Genomic DNA, 15,295 nt, shown 5'->3' on the forward strand with positions numbered 1-15,295 from the left:
ACCGTCTATTTGATACAAACAGACCATCTATTCGTATTGAATAGATGGTCTGTTTTTTATCTCTGTATCAAGCCCTGTAAATCAAGGCATAAGCGTTGTTTTACCTCTTCCATCGGCACCTCCCGTTTCAGCTCCTGCTGAAGCGAAGTGACTCCCTTATCTATAAATCCACAAGGATGGATATAGCTAAAATATTTTAAATCAGTATTTACATTCAGTGCCAGCCCATGCATGGTGACGAAGTGGCTGCTACGCACACCAATGGCACATATCTTACGGGCACGTGGCGTATCCCCTTCCAGCCACACACCTGTTGCTTTCTCCAATCTTCCGGCAGTGATGCCATAAGAGGCGCACACACGGATGACTGCTTCCTCCAGCAAGTGCACATAGTCCTTCAGTCCAAGAGAAAATTCTTCAAGGTTCAGGATAGGATAACATACCAATTGCCCCGGTCCGTGATAGGTAATATCTCCGCCCCGGTCGATGTGATAGAGCGTGGCTCCTATCTTCTGAAGCTGTTCTTCACTCAGCAACATATTTCCTTCTTTACCGCTACGGCCTAAAGTATAAACATGCGGATGTTCACACAAAATAATGTGATTTTCATACTCCTCACCCGCCTGCTTAGCACGAACAAGAGCATCAAACCACTCCGTCTGCCGGGTCCATGCATCAGCATACGGGATGATATTCCAATCAATGACATTCAGTTTCATGCCGACAAAGTTAAGATTTTAGGGATAAAATCGTATATTTGCCGACAGCAAAATGAAAAAAGATGAAACATAACTTCCCACAAGTAGATTTGCCGGTCGAAATGCTGGCATGGAGAGATGTTACAGAAGATATTCTGAATCTCTATCGCCAGTCGTGTCGATTGAAGGCTTGCATTTTCGCATTATGCACCGAAGGAACTATCAAGGCATCCATCAATCTGATGGAATATGAAATCAAAAAGAATGATTTGATTATCCTGATGCCAGGCACTATCATACAGCTCAATGAACAAAAAGAAAAAGTCCGGCTCTGTTTTGTGGGTTTCTCCGCTCACTGTGTCAACGGCATCAATCTGCTACAAGCTACTATGGGTTCATTCTCCAAAATATGGGACAATCCGATTGTCAATGTGAGCGATACCGTAGCCTCTTATTTTGTAGACTACTTCGCATTACTGACCCGGATATCCATCTCTCACCCCACCAGTACAGCAATGGCACAAAGCGTACTTCACAGCATTTTGCTGGGAATTAATACCCTCTATGCCCGTCGTCCGCAAAACATTCTTGCCAAAAGCCGCAAGGAGGAGATTTGCCATAAATTCGTGCAACTGGTTATTGAAAACTATATGACGGAACGGCGTGCCCAATTCTATGCCGACAAACTGGGAATCTCCCTGCAGCACCTCAGCACCACCGTAAAACAAGTGACTGGAAGGAATGTGCTTGATATCATTTCACATGTAGTCATCATCGACGTCAAAGCACGGTTGAAATCTACAGATATGACTATCCAGGAGATAGCCTATTCACTGAACTTCCCCAGTGCCTCTTTCTTTGGAAAGTATTTCAAGAGGCACATGGGGATGAGTCCATTGGAATATAGAAATAGTTAGTATCTCAGCCGAAGGCTGTTCAATACCACCGATACACTGGAGAACGCCATAGCGGCACTTGCCAGCATAGGGTTCAATAACAACCCGTTGATGGGGTAAAGCAGTCCTGCAGCAATAGGAATACCTATCAGGTTATAGATAAATGCCCAGAACAGATTCTGATGAATCAAACGTACAGTTTGCCGGGAGAGGTTGAATGCTTTCGGCAACAGTAACAGGTCCGAAGTCATAAGAGTGACCATCGCTACATCCATAGCAATATCAGTTCCTTTACCCATGGCAATGCTGACATCGGCACAAGCCAGAGCCTGTGAGTCGTTGATGCCATCGCCTACCATCGCCACCGTCTTTCCCTGAAGCTGGAGCTGACGGACAAACTCTTCCTTGTCATCCGGCATAGCATCAGAAATGTATTGGATATTACCCAAGCGTGCGGCAACAGAAGAAGCAGTACGTTCTCCGTCTCCCGTCAGCATATATACATCGATGCCCTGAGTACGAAGTTCGCGGACAGCTTCGACGGAAGTCGCTTTTATCTGGTCTTTGATAGCTACAATGGCAAGCAGTTCATTCTTACGTCCGAAGTAAATGATACTGCAACCATCCGATTCATACTGGGCCAGCATCTCTCCCAATACATCAGTAAGAGCGGCATGATAATCTTTCAATAGCTTATGACTGCCAGCCCAATACTCCGTACCTTGATAAGAAACTTTGATCCCTTTTCCGGTAATACTTTCAAAGCTGTCCAAAACTGCAGGTTCGATAGACTCCTGTTCTTGCAGAGCAGTCACAATAGCAGCTGCCAACGGATGTTCGGATTTAAGTTCGGCAGCCAGAAGAACATCTTTATAATGCTCCTCCTGCGGTTGTGCCCATAACCATCCGGTAACCGTAGGATGCCCTTCAGTCAATGTACCGGTCTTATCCAGCACTACCACATTTACCTTTCGCATCTGTTCCAGTGCCACAGCATCTTTTATCAGGATATGATGATCGGCAGCTTTACCAATACCTACCATCAAAGCTGTAGGCGTGGCCAACCCCAATGCACAGGGACAAGCAATCACCAATACGGAAACCGCCGATAACATGGCATGGGAAAGCATATCTACACCACCGAAGAACATCCAGATAAAGAATGTCAGTACGGACAAGCCCAATACTACAGGAACAAAGATACCTGTCACCTTATCCACGATACGTTGTACGGGAGCTTTACTGCCCTGTGCTTCTTGCACCATACGGATGATACGCGCCAGCACCGTTTCACTACCCACTTTCTCGGCACGAATAATGAATGAACCTTTCTGATTGATGGTTCCAGCCAATACGTGCGAACCGGTCTTCTTTTCTACCGGGATAGGTTCACCGCTAATCATACTTTCATCAACATAAGAATCACCCTCGGTCAAAAAGCCGTCAACGGGAATTTGCTCGCCGGGACGTACGCTGACCAGGTCGTCAATTCTCAGCTGCTCCAAAGGAATATCCTCTTCCTTACCGTTGCGCACCACACGGGCTATCTTGGGCTGTAATCCCATCAGCTTGCGGATGGCGGTAGAGGTGTTACCCTTAACACGCTCTTCCATCAGCTTACCTGTCAGTACGAAAGCGATAATAACCACAGCAGCTTCATAATAAACATGAGGCTCCAAACCACGGCTATACCAGAAATCGGGGAAGAAGGTATTAAAAACGCTAAACAGAAAAGCAATGGATGTACTCAGTGCAACCAAGGTATCCATGTTACTGCGTCCCAGACGAGCCTGTTTCCAGGCACCGGTATAGAACGGTGTACCGAACAACACCAGTACTGGAATAGCCAGTACCATCTGTATTTCGTTAGAATAGGGTACATGCATAAAGACCATGGAAAGCAACAGCAGAGGAATAGCAAATAACCACGCTCCTATCACCCGCCCTTTCAGGCGGCGGTAACGCTTCTGTTGTTCTTCCTCCTGACGCTCTTCGGCATGATCTTCCTCAATAATGAGGTCATAGCCCGCAGCCAGTACGGCAGCACGAATTTCTCCGGGTGTCAGCTTATCCGTCTCATAGGAGACAGACAGTGTATTGGAAGCAAAGTTGACCGAAGCATCTGTAATGCCCACCAACTTGCGAACGGTCTTTTCTACGTTATTGGCGCATCCCGCACAATGCATGTTCAGCACGGGAAACGTCTGTTTCTTTAAATTAGCCATATATATTGTTTATTTCAAGTTTCGTTGAGGAAAATGTATTGGGGAAAGTTGACCAGTTAACGAGTTGACAAGGAGACAAGGTTCCATGCGGCATAGAAGCATTGCGCAGCCCCTTGTTCCCTTGTCAACTCGTCAACTGGTTCCCTTCCTTTCTATTCCTAAAACAATCTCTACAGGCTGTTTGTTCGACTACTTCTTATCCTCTTGCTTCGCCTCCTTAACGAACTCGGCTTCGTAGTTGAACTTCTTGAAACCAGCTTTCAGTTTGTCTACATTTGTCTTTTCAGCATCGTAGGTAATAGACACAGTTTTTGTTTTCAAGTCTGTAGAGAATTCTTTTACTCCTTTCTCAAATTTAATGTTGCTTTTCACTTTCCGCTCACAGTTTTCGCAATGCATCTGTGAAACTTTAAAAACAGCGGTACGGATATCTTTTGCCATCACTGCTGTTACACTCAATAAAGCTACTACGAGAGCAGCCATCATTCTTCTTGTTTTCATAAATATCTCCTTATTTTGAGTTAATATAAAATTAGATTTTAGTTTCTTGCAAGGTTAAACCTCAACCCGATATATGCCTTTGCACCATGCATCGGCCCCCACACCATGGTAGCATCGAAATTCTCTCCCCATGGATTAGAGGCATCGATTATCGGATTCTTCTGCTTAAAGTTAGTCAGGTTCTCACCGCCGACATAAATAGACCAGCGACGGAAATAACGCGTTACCTGGGCACTGAGTTGCTGGAAGCTGCCATAACGACGTTCCCACGAAAGACTGCCGTCAGCGAGTTCGTAAGGATCGGGCATCCTTCCACCTCCATTCAACTGAAGGGTAGCATCAAACTGCCATAAGCCCAATGGTGTCTGATAGGAAGCTGTCAATAAGCCCTTATACTTTCCGGTAAGTGGTTTCTCCATTAGTTTGCCATTGTAGGTGGTCTTCGCATCTGTCAGACGGTAGGCTGCCGTAAGGTTGAAACCTTTGAAAAACGGATAACTTGCCTCTATCTGAAACACGTGCGAATAAGAACGTCCATCCAGATTATAAAAGGCCACTTCGTGCGGATTGCTATCCATATCAACAACCACCTGTTTCAGGAAATCCGTATAGTAATACTCGGCATTCACATTCAGCGTCTTGCCAAAAACAGGAATGTAAGTAGACACACTCGCTCCGTAATTCCACGCTTCCTCCTGATCCAGATGAGGGGCAATCTTCATTTTACGGCTGCTTGCCAGAAGATAGTTATTCTCCGCCAATACATGATTGGTACGGTATCCCTTACCGGCAGACAAACGAAAATGCAGATACTCATTCGGATTATACTTGACGTGTGCACGCGGTGTTACAAAGAAACCATGTTCGCTGCTGTAATCCCCTCGGATACCGCCCATCAACATCAACTGGTCATTCAGATTGAATGTATACTGGACATATGCTCCCGGAACAGACTCCTTCACATATTTCTTCGTCAATCCATCTTCCACCTGATTCGTCAGCCGGTAATGCTGATCGTAACCATCATAATTGAAACTTAATCCCGTGGAAAGACTATGCTGTTTGCTGAACTCCGTTTCAAAAAGCAACGAAGCATAGAAATTGCTTTGGTCCACATCATACAGTTTGCGCCCGTAGGTGGCATCCTGATTATGCAAAGTTCCCTGCAGAATCAAAGCAAGGTTCGTGTTCTTTTCTTTATCGAAAATATAAGCATTCTTGGTGAAGGCTTCGTAACGGTTTGTCTGAATACCTATTTCGTATAGATCATGAGTAGGTGTCTGACCATGAGCAGTCTGACCACTGTTACGGGTTTCATGCAAAGCCTTTATACCTGCCTGAAATACATAATGATCGCCCATATACGCCCATCGGTTCCAGAAGTTGTACTGCTCCACACGCGGAATATCCACAAAACCATCATCATTGGAGTCGTGAGATTTCGTCTCATTTTCATAATGTGCCAGTAAAGAAGTACTCCAGCGCTTCGAAAGCTTCACTGTAGCATCCGCATTAGCTTCATACCGGTTTGTGCTGCTGGCAAAAAGATTTGCCGACACCCAATCCGCTTCCGGCAACTGAGGCTTCTTAAACTCCACATTAATTTGTCCGGTTATAGACTCATAGCCATTCTTCACGGATGAACTTCCTTTGCTGACCTGTATACTCTGCATCCACGGCCCCGGTACATATCCTAATCCATAAGGAGCGGCTGCTCCACGGAAATTCGGAATATTCTCAGTCATCATCTGTACATAAGTGCCGGAGAGCCCCAGTAATTTAATCTGCTTGGCCCCCGTGGCAGCATCCGAATAGCTTACATCGACGGAAGGGTTTGTCACAAAACTCTCACCCAGATTACAGCAGGCTGCACGTGTCAATTCGGCACTACTGATCATATCTTCGTTCATCACACTGGAACGCAACTTCATGGTACCCATTTTGCGGGTTACAATGTTCACTTCACCTAATTCCACTCCTTCACGAAGCACAATCTCAAGTTGCTGATTGCCTTTATCCACATGTACCGTATCATTTTCAAATCCGATAAAGCTAACTACAAGCATATGGCTGCGGGCAGGTTTATGAATAGAGAAGTTACCGTCTTCATTAGTGGTTGCTCCTTCGGTTGTGTTCATCCAGAAAACATTTGCCCCCGGAATGGGTTCTCCGGCGGAATCTTTTACTACACCTGTCACTTGCGCCTGCAAGTTCAAGGTTATGGCGAGAAAAAGAAAAATATATAAAAGTCTCATTATTCTTAAAGTTCTATTAGTTCTTGCAATCATTGTAAATGACGTGCACCGTATTCTCTCCCTGTCCGGTCCATACTTGCTCCGTGCCTATACTCTTGGACTTGGTACGGAGTTGGTACGGACTTGATACGGAGTTGGTATGGTTAGGGTACAGTGCCGACCCATATTTGAAAGGAATGAAGGTCTTTCAGACGTACAGGAGCGGATTCACTCCGCAATAAGGGAATTCTAAATGATGAGAACAGAATAAAGAGCCAGATACTGCCTCGAACTGTCAGGATGTGGAGGTACATTATAAGACACCTCTTCCAAATCACCCGTAGGCAAGGAGTACTGGAAATCCGGCAATGCTTCACAGAGAAGTTGAATAACAGGTACGGCTATAACAGGGCTTTCACACGAGTATTTCACAAGGTCTACCTTATAAAAGGTAGCCGTACAGCCTTCATCCTTGCAAGATTTTTCCGGATTATGATGAGATTTGTGGCATTTGGCACAACCATTGGTGCAGCATGCCTGCTCTGTGGCGCAACGTGCACAACAATAGTGGACAATAGAAACTCCGGCCCCTGCATACACAACCGTCAGGGACAATAATACTGCCAATATGTAACGAAGTCTCTTCATATCTGATGCAAAGATAGGCAGATAAAAGCATTTATGCCTATTATTTTTTCATTTTTTATATGTTCTATTCGTTTATATGTCCTATATTTGTCGATAGCGAACTGAAACCGAAATGTTGAATTTAACGAAGAAAGTCCAAATGAAAAAGCAATATGTCAGCCTACTTGTCATTCTACTTGCGGCAAGTGGCTTTTTATTTTCTTGTGGTAACACCATGAACAAAAACGCCGGTGCGTTGGAGTTCGACAGTATACAGGTAAATGAGACTGCCCACCTGTTCGGAGATACTGCCAAGCCCGGATGTAACATTACCATCAACTTTGCCTATGCCAGTAAATCGTCCGACGAGAAACTGAAAGATAGTCTCAACACCTATTTCCTCTCTGCCTGCTTCGGCGATAAGTATATGACGATGACACCCGAAGAGGCTGTAAAAGCTTATAAAGAAACCTATATTCAGGATTATCTGAAAGATCTGGAACCGATGTATGCCAAAGATGAAGCGGAAAAAGAAGATTCAGCATCCATAAGTGCCTGGTACTCCTATTACAAAGGTGTAGAAGGTCATGTGCAATATTACAAAAAGCATCTGCTGGTTTACCGCATCGACTACAACGAGTTTACCGGAGGTGCTCATGGCATTTATATGTCCACTTTCCTCAATATGGACCTGCGTACTTTGAGTCCGATACGTCTGGACGATATTTTTGTAGGAGAATATCAGGAAACGCTCACTGACTTACTGTGGAACCAACTCATGGCAGATAACAATGCCACTACACGCCAGGAAGTAGAAGAAATGGGATATACAAGCACCGGAGACCTGGAACCAACCGAGAACTTCTATTTGAGTGAAAAAGGAATCACTTTCTATTATAATATTTATGAAATCGCTCCCTATGTGATGGGACCGGTAGAAATCACTCTACCCTATGAAATCATGTCGCATTTACTGAGCGATGATACAATGGTATTGAACGAAGTGAGAAAAGAGAATTAATGATGAATTATAAATTATGAATTATGAATTAGGCTGCGCCATTGTACAGCGTGCCTATTCATAACTCATAATTCATAACTCATAATTCATAATTAAATTAATAATCAACAAACATGGAAATCATTCTAAAGTACTTCCCGGACCTCACAGAGACGCAGAAGCAACAATTCGCGGCCCTCTATGACCTCTATACGGACTGGAATGCTAAAATAAACGTCATATCACGCAAAGACATCGAGAATCTGTACGAACATCATGTACTCCATTCGCTGGGTATAGCCAAGGTTACCCGCTTCGTACCCGGTACCCATATCATGGACCTGGGAACAGGAGGAGGCTTTCCCGGTATTCCTCTTGCCATTTTATTTCCCGAAGTGAAATTTCACCTTGTAGACAGTATTGGAAAGAAGGTGCGCGTAGCAACGGAAGTAGCCAACAGCATCGGACTGGAGAATGTCACTTTCCGCCATGCCCGGGCTGAGGAGGAAAAGCAGTTATTCGATTTCGTTGTAAGCCGTGCTGTAATGCCGCTTGCCGATTTACTGAAAATCATTCGTAAGAATATCACTCCCAAACAGCAGAATGCTTTGCCCAACGGACTGATTTGTCTGAAAGGCGGCGAGTTGGCCAATGAGGCTATGCCTTTCAAGAACAAGACCGTGATGTATGATCTGAAAGACTATTTTGAGGAGGAATTCTTTGAAACGAAAAAAGTGGTTTATGTGACGCCTTAATCACAGAAATAATGACTAACATATACCTATCATGAAAATAAAAAGGTTTGAGTTTAATATGTTCCCCGTGAACTGCTACGTTCTGTGGGACGACACCCTTGAAGCTACCGTGATAGACCCCGGTTGCTATTATGAGGAGGAAAAACAAGCGTTGAAGAACTTCATCATCAAGAATGGATTGAACGTAAAACATCTCCTCAATACACACCTGCATCTGGATCATATCTTCGGAAACGCTTTCATGGTTAAAGAATTCGGTCTGCAAGTAGAAGCCAATAAGGCCGATGAATTCTGGATTGATGAAGCTCCGAAACAAAGCCGTATGTTTGGCTTCCATTGGAACGAACTGCCTGCGCCGATAGGGCACTACCTGCATGATGGAGACATCATTAGTTTTGGAAATACAACACTGGAGGCTATTCACGTGCCGGGACACTCACCGGGAAGCCTTGTTTATTACTGCGCTGCAGATCACTGTATGTTCTCCGGCGACGTACTTTTCCAGGGTAGCATCGGGCGTGCCGACCTCACCGGCGGCAACTTCGACGAACTGAAAGAGCATATCTGCAGCCGCCTGTTCGTATTGCCCAACGAAACAATAGTCTATCCCGGACATGGTGCTCCGACTACCATCGGCATTGAAAAGGCGGAAAACCCATTCTTCAGATAAACTTAAATTAAATATAGATATGAAAAGCGACCTATTAGCTTGCCGCCACATCGGCATCAGCGAGAAAGACGAAGAGAAAATGCTCCAAAAAATAGGAGTCGGCAGTCTGGATGAGTTGATAGATAAAACCATCCCTGCAAACATTCGGCTGAAAGAACCGTTGGCACTCCCCGAACCCATGACAGAATATGAGTTCGGCCGACACATCACCCGGTTGGCGTGCAAAAACAAACTTTACACTACGTATATCGGCCTCGGCTGGTACAACACCATCACCCCCGCCGTTATCCAACGGAATGTATTTGAGAATCCTGTATGGTATACCTCTTATACTCCTTACCAGACAGAAGTTTCACAGGGACGCCTCGAAGCATTGATGAACTTCCAGACAGCTGTCTGCGACCTGACTGGTATGCCGCTCGCTAACTGCTCCCTGCTGGATGAGGCCACTGCTGCTGCCGAAGCTGTCTCTATGATGTATACCCTGCGTCCGCGCGATATGCAGAAATCCGGTGCAAACGTCGTGTTTGTAGACGAAAGCGTTTTCCCTCAAACATTGGCAGTAATGACTACACGCGCCATCCCGCAAGGCATCCAGATACGCACAGGAAAATATTCCGAGATGGAAATGACACCGGACATTTTTGCCTGTATACTGCAATATCCCAATGCAAGTGGAAATGTAGAAGATTACCGCACTTTTGTAGAGAAAGCTCATGCCGCCAACTGCAAAGTGGCTGTAGCCGCCGATATTCTGAGCCTTGCCCTGCTCACACCTCCGGGAGAATGGGGAGCTGACGTTGTATTCGGTACCACGCAACGACTTGGCACACCGATGTTCTATGGCGGACCGTCTGCCGGTTATTTCGCTACGCGTGACGAGTACAAACGTAACATTCCGGGACGTATCATTGGCTGGTCAAAAGACAAATACGGAAAGTTGTGTTACCGTATGGCCCTGCAAACCCGTGAGCAACATATCAAACGTGAAAAAGCCACTTCAAATATCTGTACCGCACAAGCGTTGCTGGCAACGATGGCAGGTTTCTATACCGTATATCATGGTCCGGAAGGCATCCGCACCATCGCCGAACGCATTCACAGCATTGCAGCATATCTCGAAAAGAACATCAACAAGCTGGGATACAAACAAGTGAACGAGCAATACTTCGACACCCTGCGTTTTGTATTGCCTGATACGGTATCTGCACAACAGATACGTACCATTGCACTAAGTAAGGAAGTCAACCTGCGCTATTTTGATAATGGTGACGTAGGCATGAGTATCGATGAAACCACTGATGTAGCTGCTACCAATATACTGCACTCCATCTTTGCCATTGCAGCCGGAAAGGATTGGACAAAGGCAGAAGATATTCCCGTAAACAGCACTATCAATAAAACCCTGAAACGTCAGAGTCCTTATCTGACGCATGAGGTATTCAATAAATATCATACGGAAACAGAGATGATGCGTTATATCAAACGCCTCGACCGTATGGATATTTCCCTTGCACATTCCATGATTTCCCTTGGTTCCTGCACCATGAAGTTGAATGCAGCCGCAGAAATGCTACCTCTCAGTTGCCCCGAGTTTATGTGTATGCACCCGCTTGTTCCCGAAGACCAGGCTGAAGGGTATCGTGAACTGATAAATAATCTCAGTGAAGAGCTGAGAATCATTACAGGTTTTGCCGGCGTCAGTCTGCAACCGAACTCCGGTGCGGCAGGTGAGTACGCAGGCCTCCGCGTGATCCGTGCTTATCTGGAAAACATCGGGCAGGGACATCGGAACAAGGTGTTGATTCCTGCTTCGGCTCACGGAACCAATCCCGCATCAGCCATCCAGGCCGGCTTCACTACCGTGACTTGCGCTTGTGACGATCAGGGTAATGTAGACATGAACGACCTGCGTGCCAAAGCAGAAGAGAATAAAGAGGATCTTGCCGCATTGATGATTACCTATCCTTCCACACACGGTATTTTTGAAACTGAAATTGTCGAAATCTGCCGCATCATCCACGATTGTGGTGCACAAGTATATATGGACGGTGCAAATATGAATGCACAGGTAGGCCTGACAAACCCCGGTTCTATTGGTGCCGACGTTTGTCACCTGAACCTACACAAGACTTTTGCCTCTCCTCACGGTGGTGGTGGTCCGGGGGTAGGTCCTATCTGCGTAGCGGAACATTTGGTTCCATTCCTGCCGGGACATCCGTTATTCGGTAATCCTGTTAATGCTGTGTCTGCTGCTCCGTTCGGTAGTGCAGGTATCCTACCTATTACTTACGGATATATCCGTATGATGGGCACGGAAGGACTGACCCGTGCAACAAAAATTGCAATCCTCAGTGCCAATTATCTGGCAGCTTGTCTGAAAGATACGTATGGCATTGTATATCGTGGAGCTACGGGATTCGTAGGCCATGAAATGATATTGGAATGCCGTAAGGTACATGAAGAAACCGGTATCAGCGAAAATGACATTGCCAAACGATTGATGGATTATGGGTATCATGCTCCTACCCTCTCCTTCCCTGTTCACGGCACGCTGATGATAGAACCTACGGAAAGTGAAAGCCTCAGCGAACTGGATAACTTCGTAAATGTAATGCTAAACATCTGGGAAGAAATTCAGGAAGTGAAAGAAGGCAAAGCAGATAAGGAAGACAATGTATTGGTAAATGCTCCGCATCCTGAATACGAGGTGGTTGCCAATAATTGGGAACATAGTTATACTCGCGAAAAGGCTGCTTATCCGATAGAGAGTGTACGCGAAAATAAATTCTGGATAAACGTAGCGCGTGTAGATAATACGCTGGGCGACCGCAAGCTGTTGCCAACGTGTTATGGGTGCTTCTAAATAGCACTACTCATAAAAAAAGTAAAAGGGATTTCGCTTCGTTAGGAGGTTAAATCCCTTTTACCTTTTTATTGTTGTGATCGTTCCTTGAAATTCTATTTCATCCTTAGTCCAAATTTCTTTGTTAATCTCGGGATGATAAATACTGTTGTCCCTTTCACAAAGGTTTATTTTAAGATTAGAACTTGATATTGCCGGACAACAACTTTCCGCCCGCTTCCTTTGTTCTTTCGGGAAGAATAAAGTACTTTTGCAATGTTGCGCGACAAAAACAGTGTTGCGTGATAAGCGCTTCATGTTGAAGCACTAAAACACAGAGAATGATATGGAAGAGATAAAACAAGTGCCTTATGGCGTTTCCAGCTTCGTGGAAGTGGTGGAACAAAATCTATATTATGTGGACAAAACCATGTATCTGCCCCTGCTGGAGCAGCAACCTCGGTATCTGTTCCTCATCCGCCCCCGCCGCTTCGGCAAAAGCATCTTCCTGGGCATGTTGCGGGCTTACTACGACCTTGCCCAGAAAAAAAAATTCACCGCACGCTTCGGAAACTTATGGATAGGTAGCCGACCTACGCCGCTGCAAGGAGCCTTTCAGGTGCTGTACATGGATTTCTCACGCATAGGCGGACAAGGAGAAGGACTGTCGCAGAACTTCAACGATTATTGCAGTATGTGTGTGGATAACTTCGCTTCCATCTACGAATCACACTACTATCCCGGATTTGTCCGGGAAATGAAGGAACAATCCGGCTTCAGAAATAAGCTAAACTATCTGGACATGAAGGCCAAAGAAACAGATGCCCGCCTCTACCTCATCATCGATGAATACGACAACTTTACCAATGTAGTACTCAACGAAGAAGGCGAAGGCGTTTATCATGCCATCACCCACGCCAGCGGATTCTATCGTGAAGTCTTCAAGAAGTTCAAGGGTATGTTTGAGCGCATCTTCATGATAGGTGTTAGCCCCGTTACTTTAGACGACCTGAGCAGTGGATTCAACATCGGATGGAATATCAGTACCGAACCCTTATTCAACATGATGCTGGGATTCAGCGAAATGGACGTACGTGCGATTTTGCAATATTACAAGGATGCCGGAGAGCACAACGGCGACGTGGATACCATGATTTCAGAAATGAAACCCTGGTACGACAACTACTGCTTCGCCAAAGCGAGTTTGGAACGCGATCCGAAGATGTTCAACTGTGACATGGTGTTCTATTACCTCCGTAATTACATGAATTATGGCGCTTCACCCGAACAAATGATAGACCCTAACACCCGCACCGACTACAACAAAATGAAGAAACTCATCCAGCTGGACAAGTTGGACGGTGACCGCAAGGGTGTGTTGCGCCGCATCACCGAGGAGGGACAGATCATAACCAACCTTGCCACCTCCTTCCCCGCCGAGCAAATTGCCAAGGCGGAGATATTCCCCAGCCTGCTCTTCTATTACGGGATGCTTACCATCACTGGAACAGACGGCGACCAGTTGGTACTGAGCATCCCCAACAACAATGTGCGCAAGCAGTACTACGAATATTTGCTCGAAAGTTATCAAAGTGAAAACTACATCGACTTGAGCAGACTGCGCACCATCTATAAAGATATGGCATACTATGGCAACTGGCGACAATCACTCGAATTCATCGCACAAGCCTACAAGAACAATTCCTCCGTGCGCAGCCTCATCGAGGGTGAACGAAACATACAAGGTTTCTTCACCGCCTACCTCAGTATCAGCGCCTACTACCTCACCGCCCCTGAAGTGGAACTGAACCACGGCTTCTGCGACATGTTCCTCATGCCCGACCTGCAACATTACCCCGAGGTGGCTCACAGCTACATCCTGGAACTGAAGTATTTGCCGACAAAAGACTATGATAGTAAAGGCAAACAACAGTGGCTGGATGCCGTAGACCAAATACACGGCTATGCCCAAGGTCCACGGGTGCAACAACTGACACAGGGCACGCAGTTGCACTGTATCGTGATGCAATTCAGCGGATGGGAGATGGTAAGAGCGGAGGAAGTATAATCCCTATCATCAATGGCATATTATCTATCCCCCCAATGAATACAACCCGAAACAGAAAAAGTAGCGGACTTTTTTACACCAAAGGAGAAGAAAGAATAAATACACTGTCACATGCCGCAGGCATTCTGATGGGTATCATTGTGGGCACACTGTTTCTCATAAAAAGCAACGGAGAATTTTGGGCAACGTTTGGCATCTGCCTTTACTTGTTCGGCATGCTGGGTTCTTACATCTCTTCTACCCTTTATCACGCACTGAGATATCATAATCCCTGGAAGAAACGATTACGGAATTGGGATCACGCAGCTATCTACTGGCATATTGCAGGTAGTTATTCGCCTATTACACTAATTGCACTGCGAAGTGAGGGTGCCTGGGGATGGGGGTTATTCGGTTTCGTCTGGCTATGCGCCATCATCGGTACCATTGTGAGTTTCCGTGAAATGGAGGAACACAGTAATGTGGAAACCATTTGTTTCATTGTCATGGGCTTGTCCGTACTGGTTGCTTTCAAACCGCTATATGCCATTGCCGAAGGAACTTGTTACTGGATGATTGCCGAAGGTGTATGCTACATCACCGGAGCAGTATTTTACTCTTTCCGACAGCGATATATGCATTCCGTTTTTCACTTCTTTGTATTGGCAGGGTCGGCATGCCACATGGTGGCGGTATGGCTCATTCTATAAAAGTTAATCTGCTAAAATACATTAATTAAAGTCTCTATTCCTTGCTTTTCTCATCAGCATCATTTACGTTTGCAGTGTTGTACATCA

The 15,295-nt window shown here is 45.6% G+C and carries 12 protein-coding genes; 7 read left to right on the forward strand and 5 right to left on the reverse strand.

The features are described from left to right. Positions 1-56: 56 nt before the first annotated feature. Positions 57-719 (reverse strand): lipoyl(octanoyl) transferase LipB, encoded by a 663-nt coding sequence (gene lipB, locus DWW10_RS17775; protein WP_118487211.1) that lies wholly within the window; start codon positions 717-719, stop codon positions 57-59. Positions 720-781: 62 nt separating this feature from the next. Here lipB and DWW10_RS17780 point away from each other — a divergent pair, with 62 nt between their 5' ends. Continuing rightward, complete coding sequence (locus DWW10_RS17780; protein ID WP_118487213.1) at positions 782-1,615, forward strand: helix-turn-helix domain-containing protein; 834 nt, start codon at positions 782-784, stop codon at positions 1,613-1,615. Here DWW10_RS17780 and DWW10_RS17785 read toward each other — a convergent pair. The 4 genes from DWW10_RS17785 to DWW10_RS17800 all read right to left on the reverse strand — a co-directional run bounded on the left by DWW10_RS17785 (position 1,612) and on the right by DWW10_RS17800 (position 7,202). Then, positions 1,612-3,819 (reverse strand): heavy metal translocating P-type ATPase, encoded by a 2,208-nt coding sequence (locus DWW10_RS17785; RefSeq protein WP_118487215.1) that lies wholly within the window; start codon positions 3,817-3,819, stop codon positions 1,612-1,614. The genes DWW10_RS17780 and DWW10_RS17785 overlap by 4 nt on opposite strands. A gap of 189 nt (positions 3,820-4,008) precedes the next feature. Next, positions 4,009-4,320: a heavy-metal-associated domain-containing protein gene (locus DWW10_RS17790; protein ID WP_022393564.1), complete on the reverse strand. Its 312-nt coding sequence runs from the start codon at positions 4,318-4,320 to the stop codon at positions 4,009-4,011. 38 nt (positions 4,321-4,358) lie between these two features. Then, the gene (locus DWW10_RS17795; protein ID WP_118487217.1) at positions 4,359-6,575 is read right to left on the reverse strand and encodes a TonB-dependent receptor; all 2,217 of its coding nucleotides are present in this window, start codon (positions 6,573-6,575) and stop codon (positions 4,359-4,361) included. A 228-nt stretch (positions 6,576-6,803) separates the two neighbouring features. Beyond that, positions 6,804-7,202 carry a hypothetical protein gene (locus DWW10_RS17800; RefSeq protein ID WP_118220445.1) on the reverse strand — a complete coding sequence of 133 codons (399 nt, stop codon included), beginning with the start codon at positions 7,200-7,202 and terminating at the stop codon, positions 6,804-6,806. Positions 7,203-7,341: 139 nt separating this feature from the next. On the opposite strand from DWW10_RS17800, the gene DWW10_RS17805 reads away from it, so the two are divergent. The 6 genes from DWW10_RS17805 (at position 7,342) to trhA (ending at position 15,208) form a co-directional block, all read left to right on the forward strand. Continuing rightward, positions 7,342-8,202 carry a DUF3298 and DUF4163 domain-containing protein gene (locus DWW10_RS17805; RefSeq protein WP_118487227.1) on the forward strand — a complete coding sequence of 287 codons (861 nt, stop codon included), beginning with the start codon at positions 7,342-7,344 and terminating at the stop codon, positions 8,200-8,202. Positions 8,203-8,315: 113 nt separating this feature from the next. Then, positions 8,316-8,936, forward strand: coding sequence for a 16S rRNA (guanine(527)-N(7))-methyltransferase RsmG (gene rsmG, locus DWW10_RS17810; RefSeq protein ID WP_118220446.1), 621 nt, complete (start codon positions 8,316-8,318; stop codon positions 8,934-8,936). Positions 8,937-8,967: 31 nt separating this feature from the next. After that, positions 8,968-9,606: an MBL fold metallo-hydrolase gene (locus DWW10_RS17815; protein ID WP_044533096.1), complete on the forward strand. Its 639-nt coding sequence runs from the start codon at positions 8,968-8,970 to the stop codon at positions 9,604-9,606. 19 nt (positions 9,607-9,625) lie between these two features. Then, complete coding sequence (gene gcvP / locus DWW10_RS17820) at positions 9,626-12,472, forward strand: aminomethyl-transferring glycine dehydrogenase (RefSeq protein ID WP_118487219.1); 2,847 nt, start codon at positions 9,626-9,628, stop codon at positions 12,470-12,472. 325 nt (positions 12,473-12,797) lie between these two features. Continuing rightward, the gene (locus tag DWW10_RS17825) at positions 12,798-14,519 is read left to right on the forward strand and encodes an ATP-binding protein (protein WP_118421590.1); all 1,722 of its coding nucleotides are present in this window, start codon (positions 12,798-12,800) and stop codon (positions 14,517-14,519) included. Between the two features lie 35 nt (positions 14,520-14,554). Next, positions 14,555-15,208 (forward strand): PAQR family membrane homeostasis protein TrhA, encoded by a 654-nt coding sequence (gene trhA, locus DWW10_RS17830; RefSeq protein ID WP_118421673.1) that lies wholly within the window; start codon positions 14,555-14,557, stop codon positions 15,206-15,208. Positions 15,209-15,295 lie beyond the last annotated feature (87 nt).

Source organism: Bacteroides intestinalis, from assembly GCF_003464595.1.
Lineage (GTDB): Bacteria > Bacteroidota > Bacteroidia > Bacteroidales > Bacteroidaceae > Bacteroides > Bacteroides intestinalis_A.

What these genes read in the sequence shown, in the direction of transcription:
- DWW10_RS17795 (WP_118487217.1), bottom strand. Translation starts at nt 6,575, where the DNA reads ATGAGACTTTTATATATTTTTCTTTTTCTCGCCATAACCTTGAACTTG.
- DWW10_RS17780 (WP_118487213.1), top strand. Translation starts at nt 782, where the DNA reads ATGAAACATAACTTCCCACAAGTAGATTTGCCGGTCGAAATGCTGGCA.
- DWW10_RS17815 (WP_044533096.1), top strand. Translation starts at nt 8,968, where the DNA reads ATGAAAATAAAAAGGTTTGAGTTTAATATGTTCCCCGTGAACTGCTAC.
- rsmG (WP_118220446.1), top strand. Translation starts at nt 8,316, where the DNA reads ATGGAAATCATTCTAAAGTACTTCCCGGACCTCACAGAGACGCAGAAG.
- DWW10_RS17785 (WP_118487215.1), bottom strand. Translation starts at nt 3,819, where the DNA reads ATGGCTAATTTAAAGAAACAGACGTTTCCCGTGCTGAACATGCATTGT.
- trhA (WP_118421673.1), top strand. Translation starts at nt 14,555, where the DNA reads ATGAATACAACCCGAAACAGAAAAAGTAGCGGACTTTTTTACACCAAA.
- DWW10_RS17800 (WP_118220445.1), bottom strand. Translation starts at nt 7,202, where the DNA reads ATGAAGAGACTTCGTTACATATTGGCAGTATTATTGTCCCTGACGGTT.
- gcvP (WP_118487219.1), top strand. Translation starts at nt 9,626, where the DNA reads ATGAAAAGCGACCTATTAGCTTGCCGCCACATCGGCATCAGCGAGAAA.
- DWW10_RS17790 (WP_022393564.1), bottom strand. Translation starts at nt 4,320, where the DNA reads ATGAAAACAAGAAGAATGATGGCTGCTCTCGTAGTAGCTTTATTGAGT.
- lipB (WP_118487211.1), bottom strand. Translation starts at nt 719, where the DNA reads ATGAAACTGAATGTCATTGATTGGAATATCATCCCGTATGCTGATGCA.
- DWW10_RS17805 (WP_118487227.1), top strand. Translation starts at nt 7,342, where the DNA reads ATGAAAAAGCAATATGTCAGCCTACTTGTCATTCTACTTGCGGCAAGT.
- DWW10_RS17825 (WP_118421590.1), top strand. Translation starts at nt 12,798, where the DNA reads ATGGAAGAGATAAAACAAGTGCCTTATGGCGTTTCCAGCTTCGTGGAA.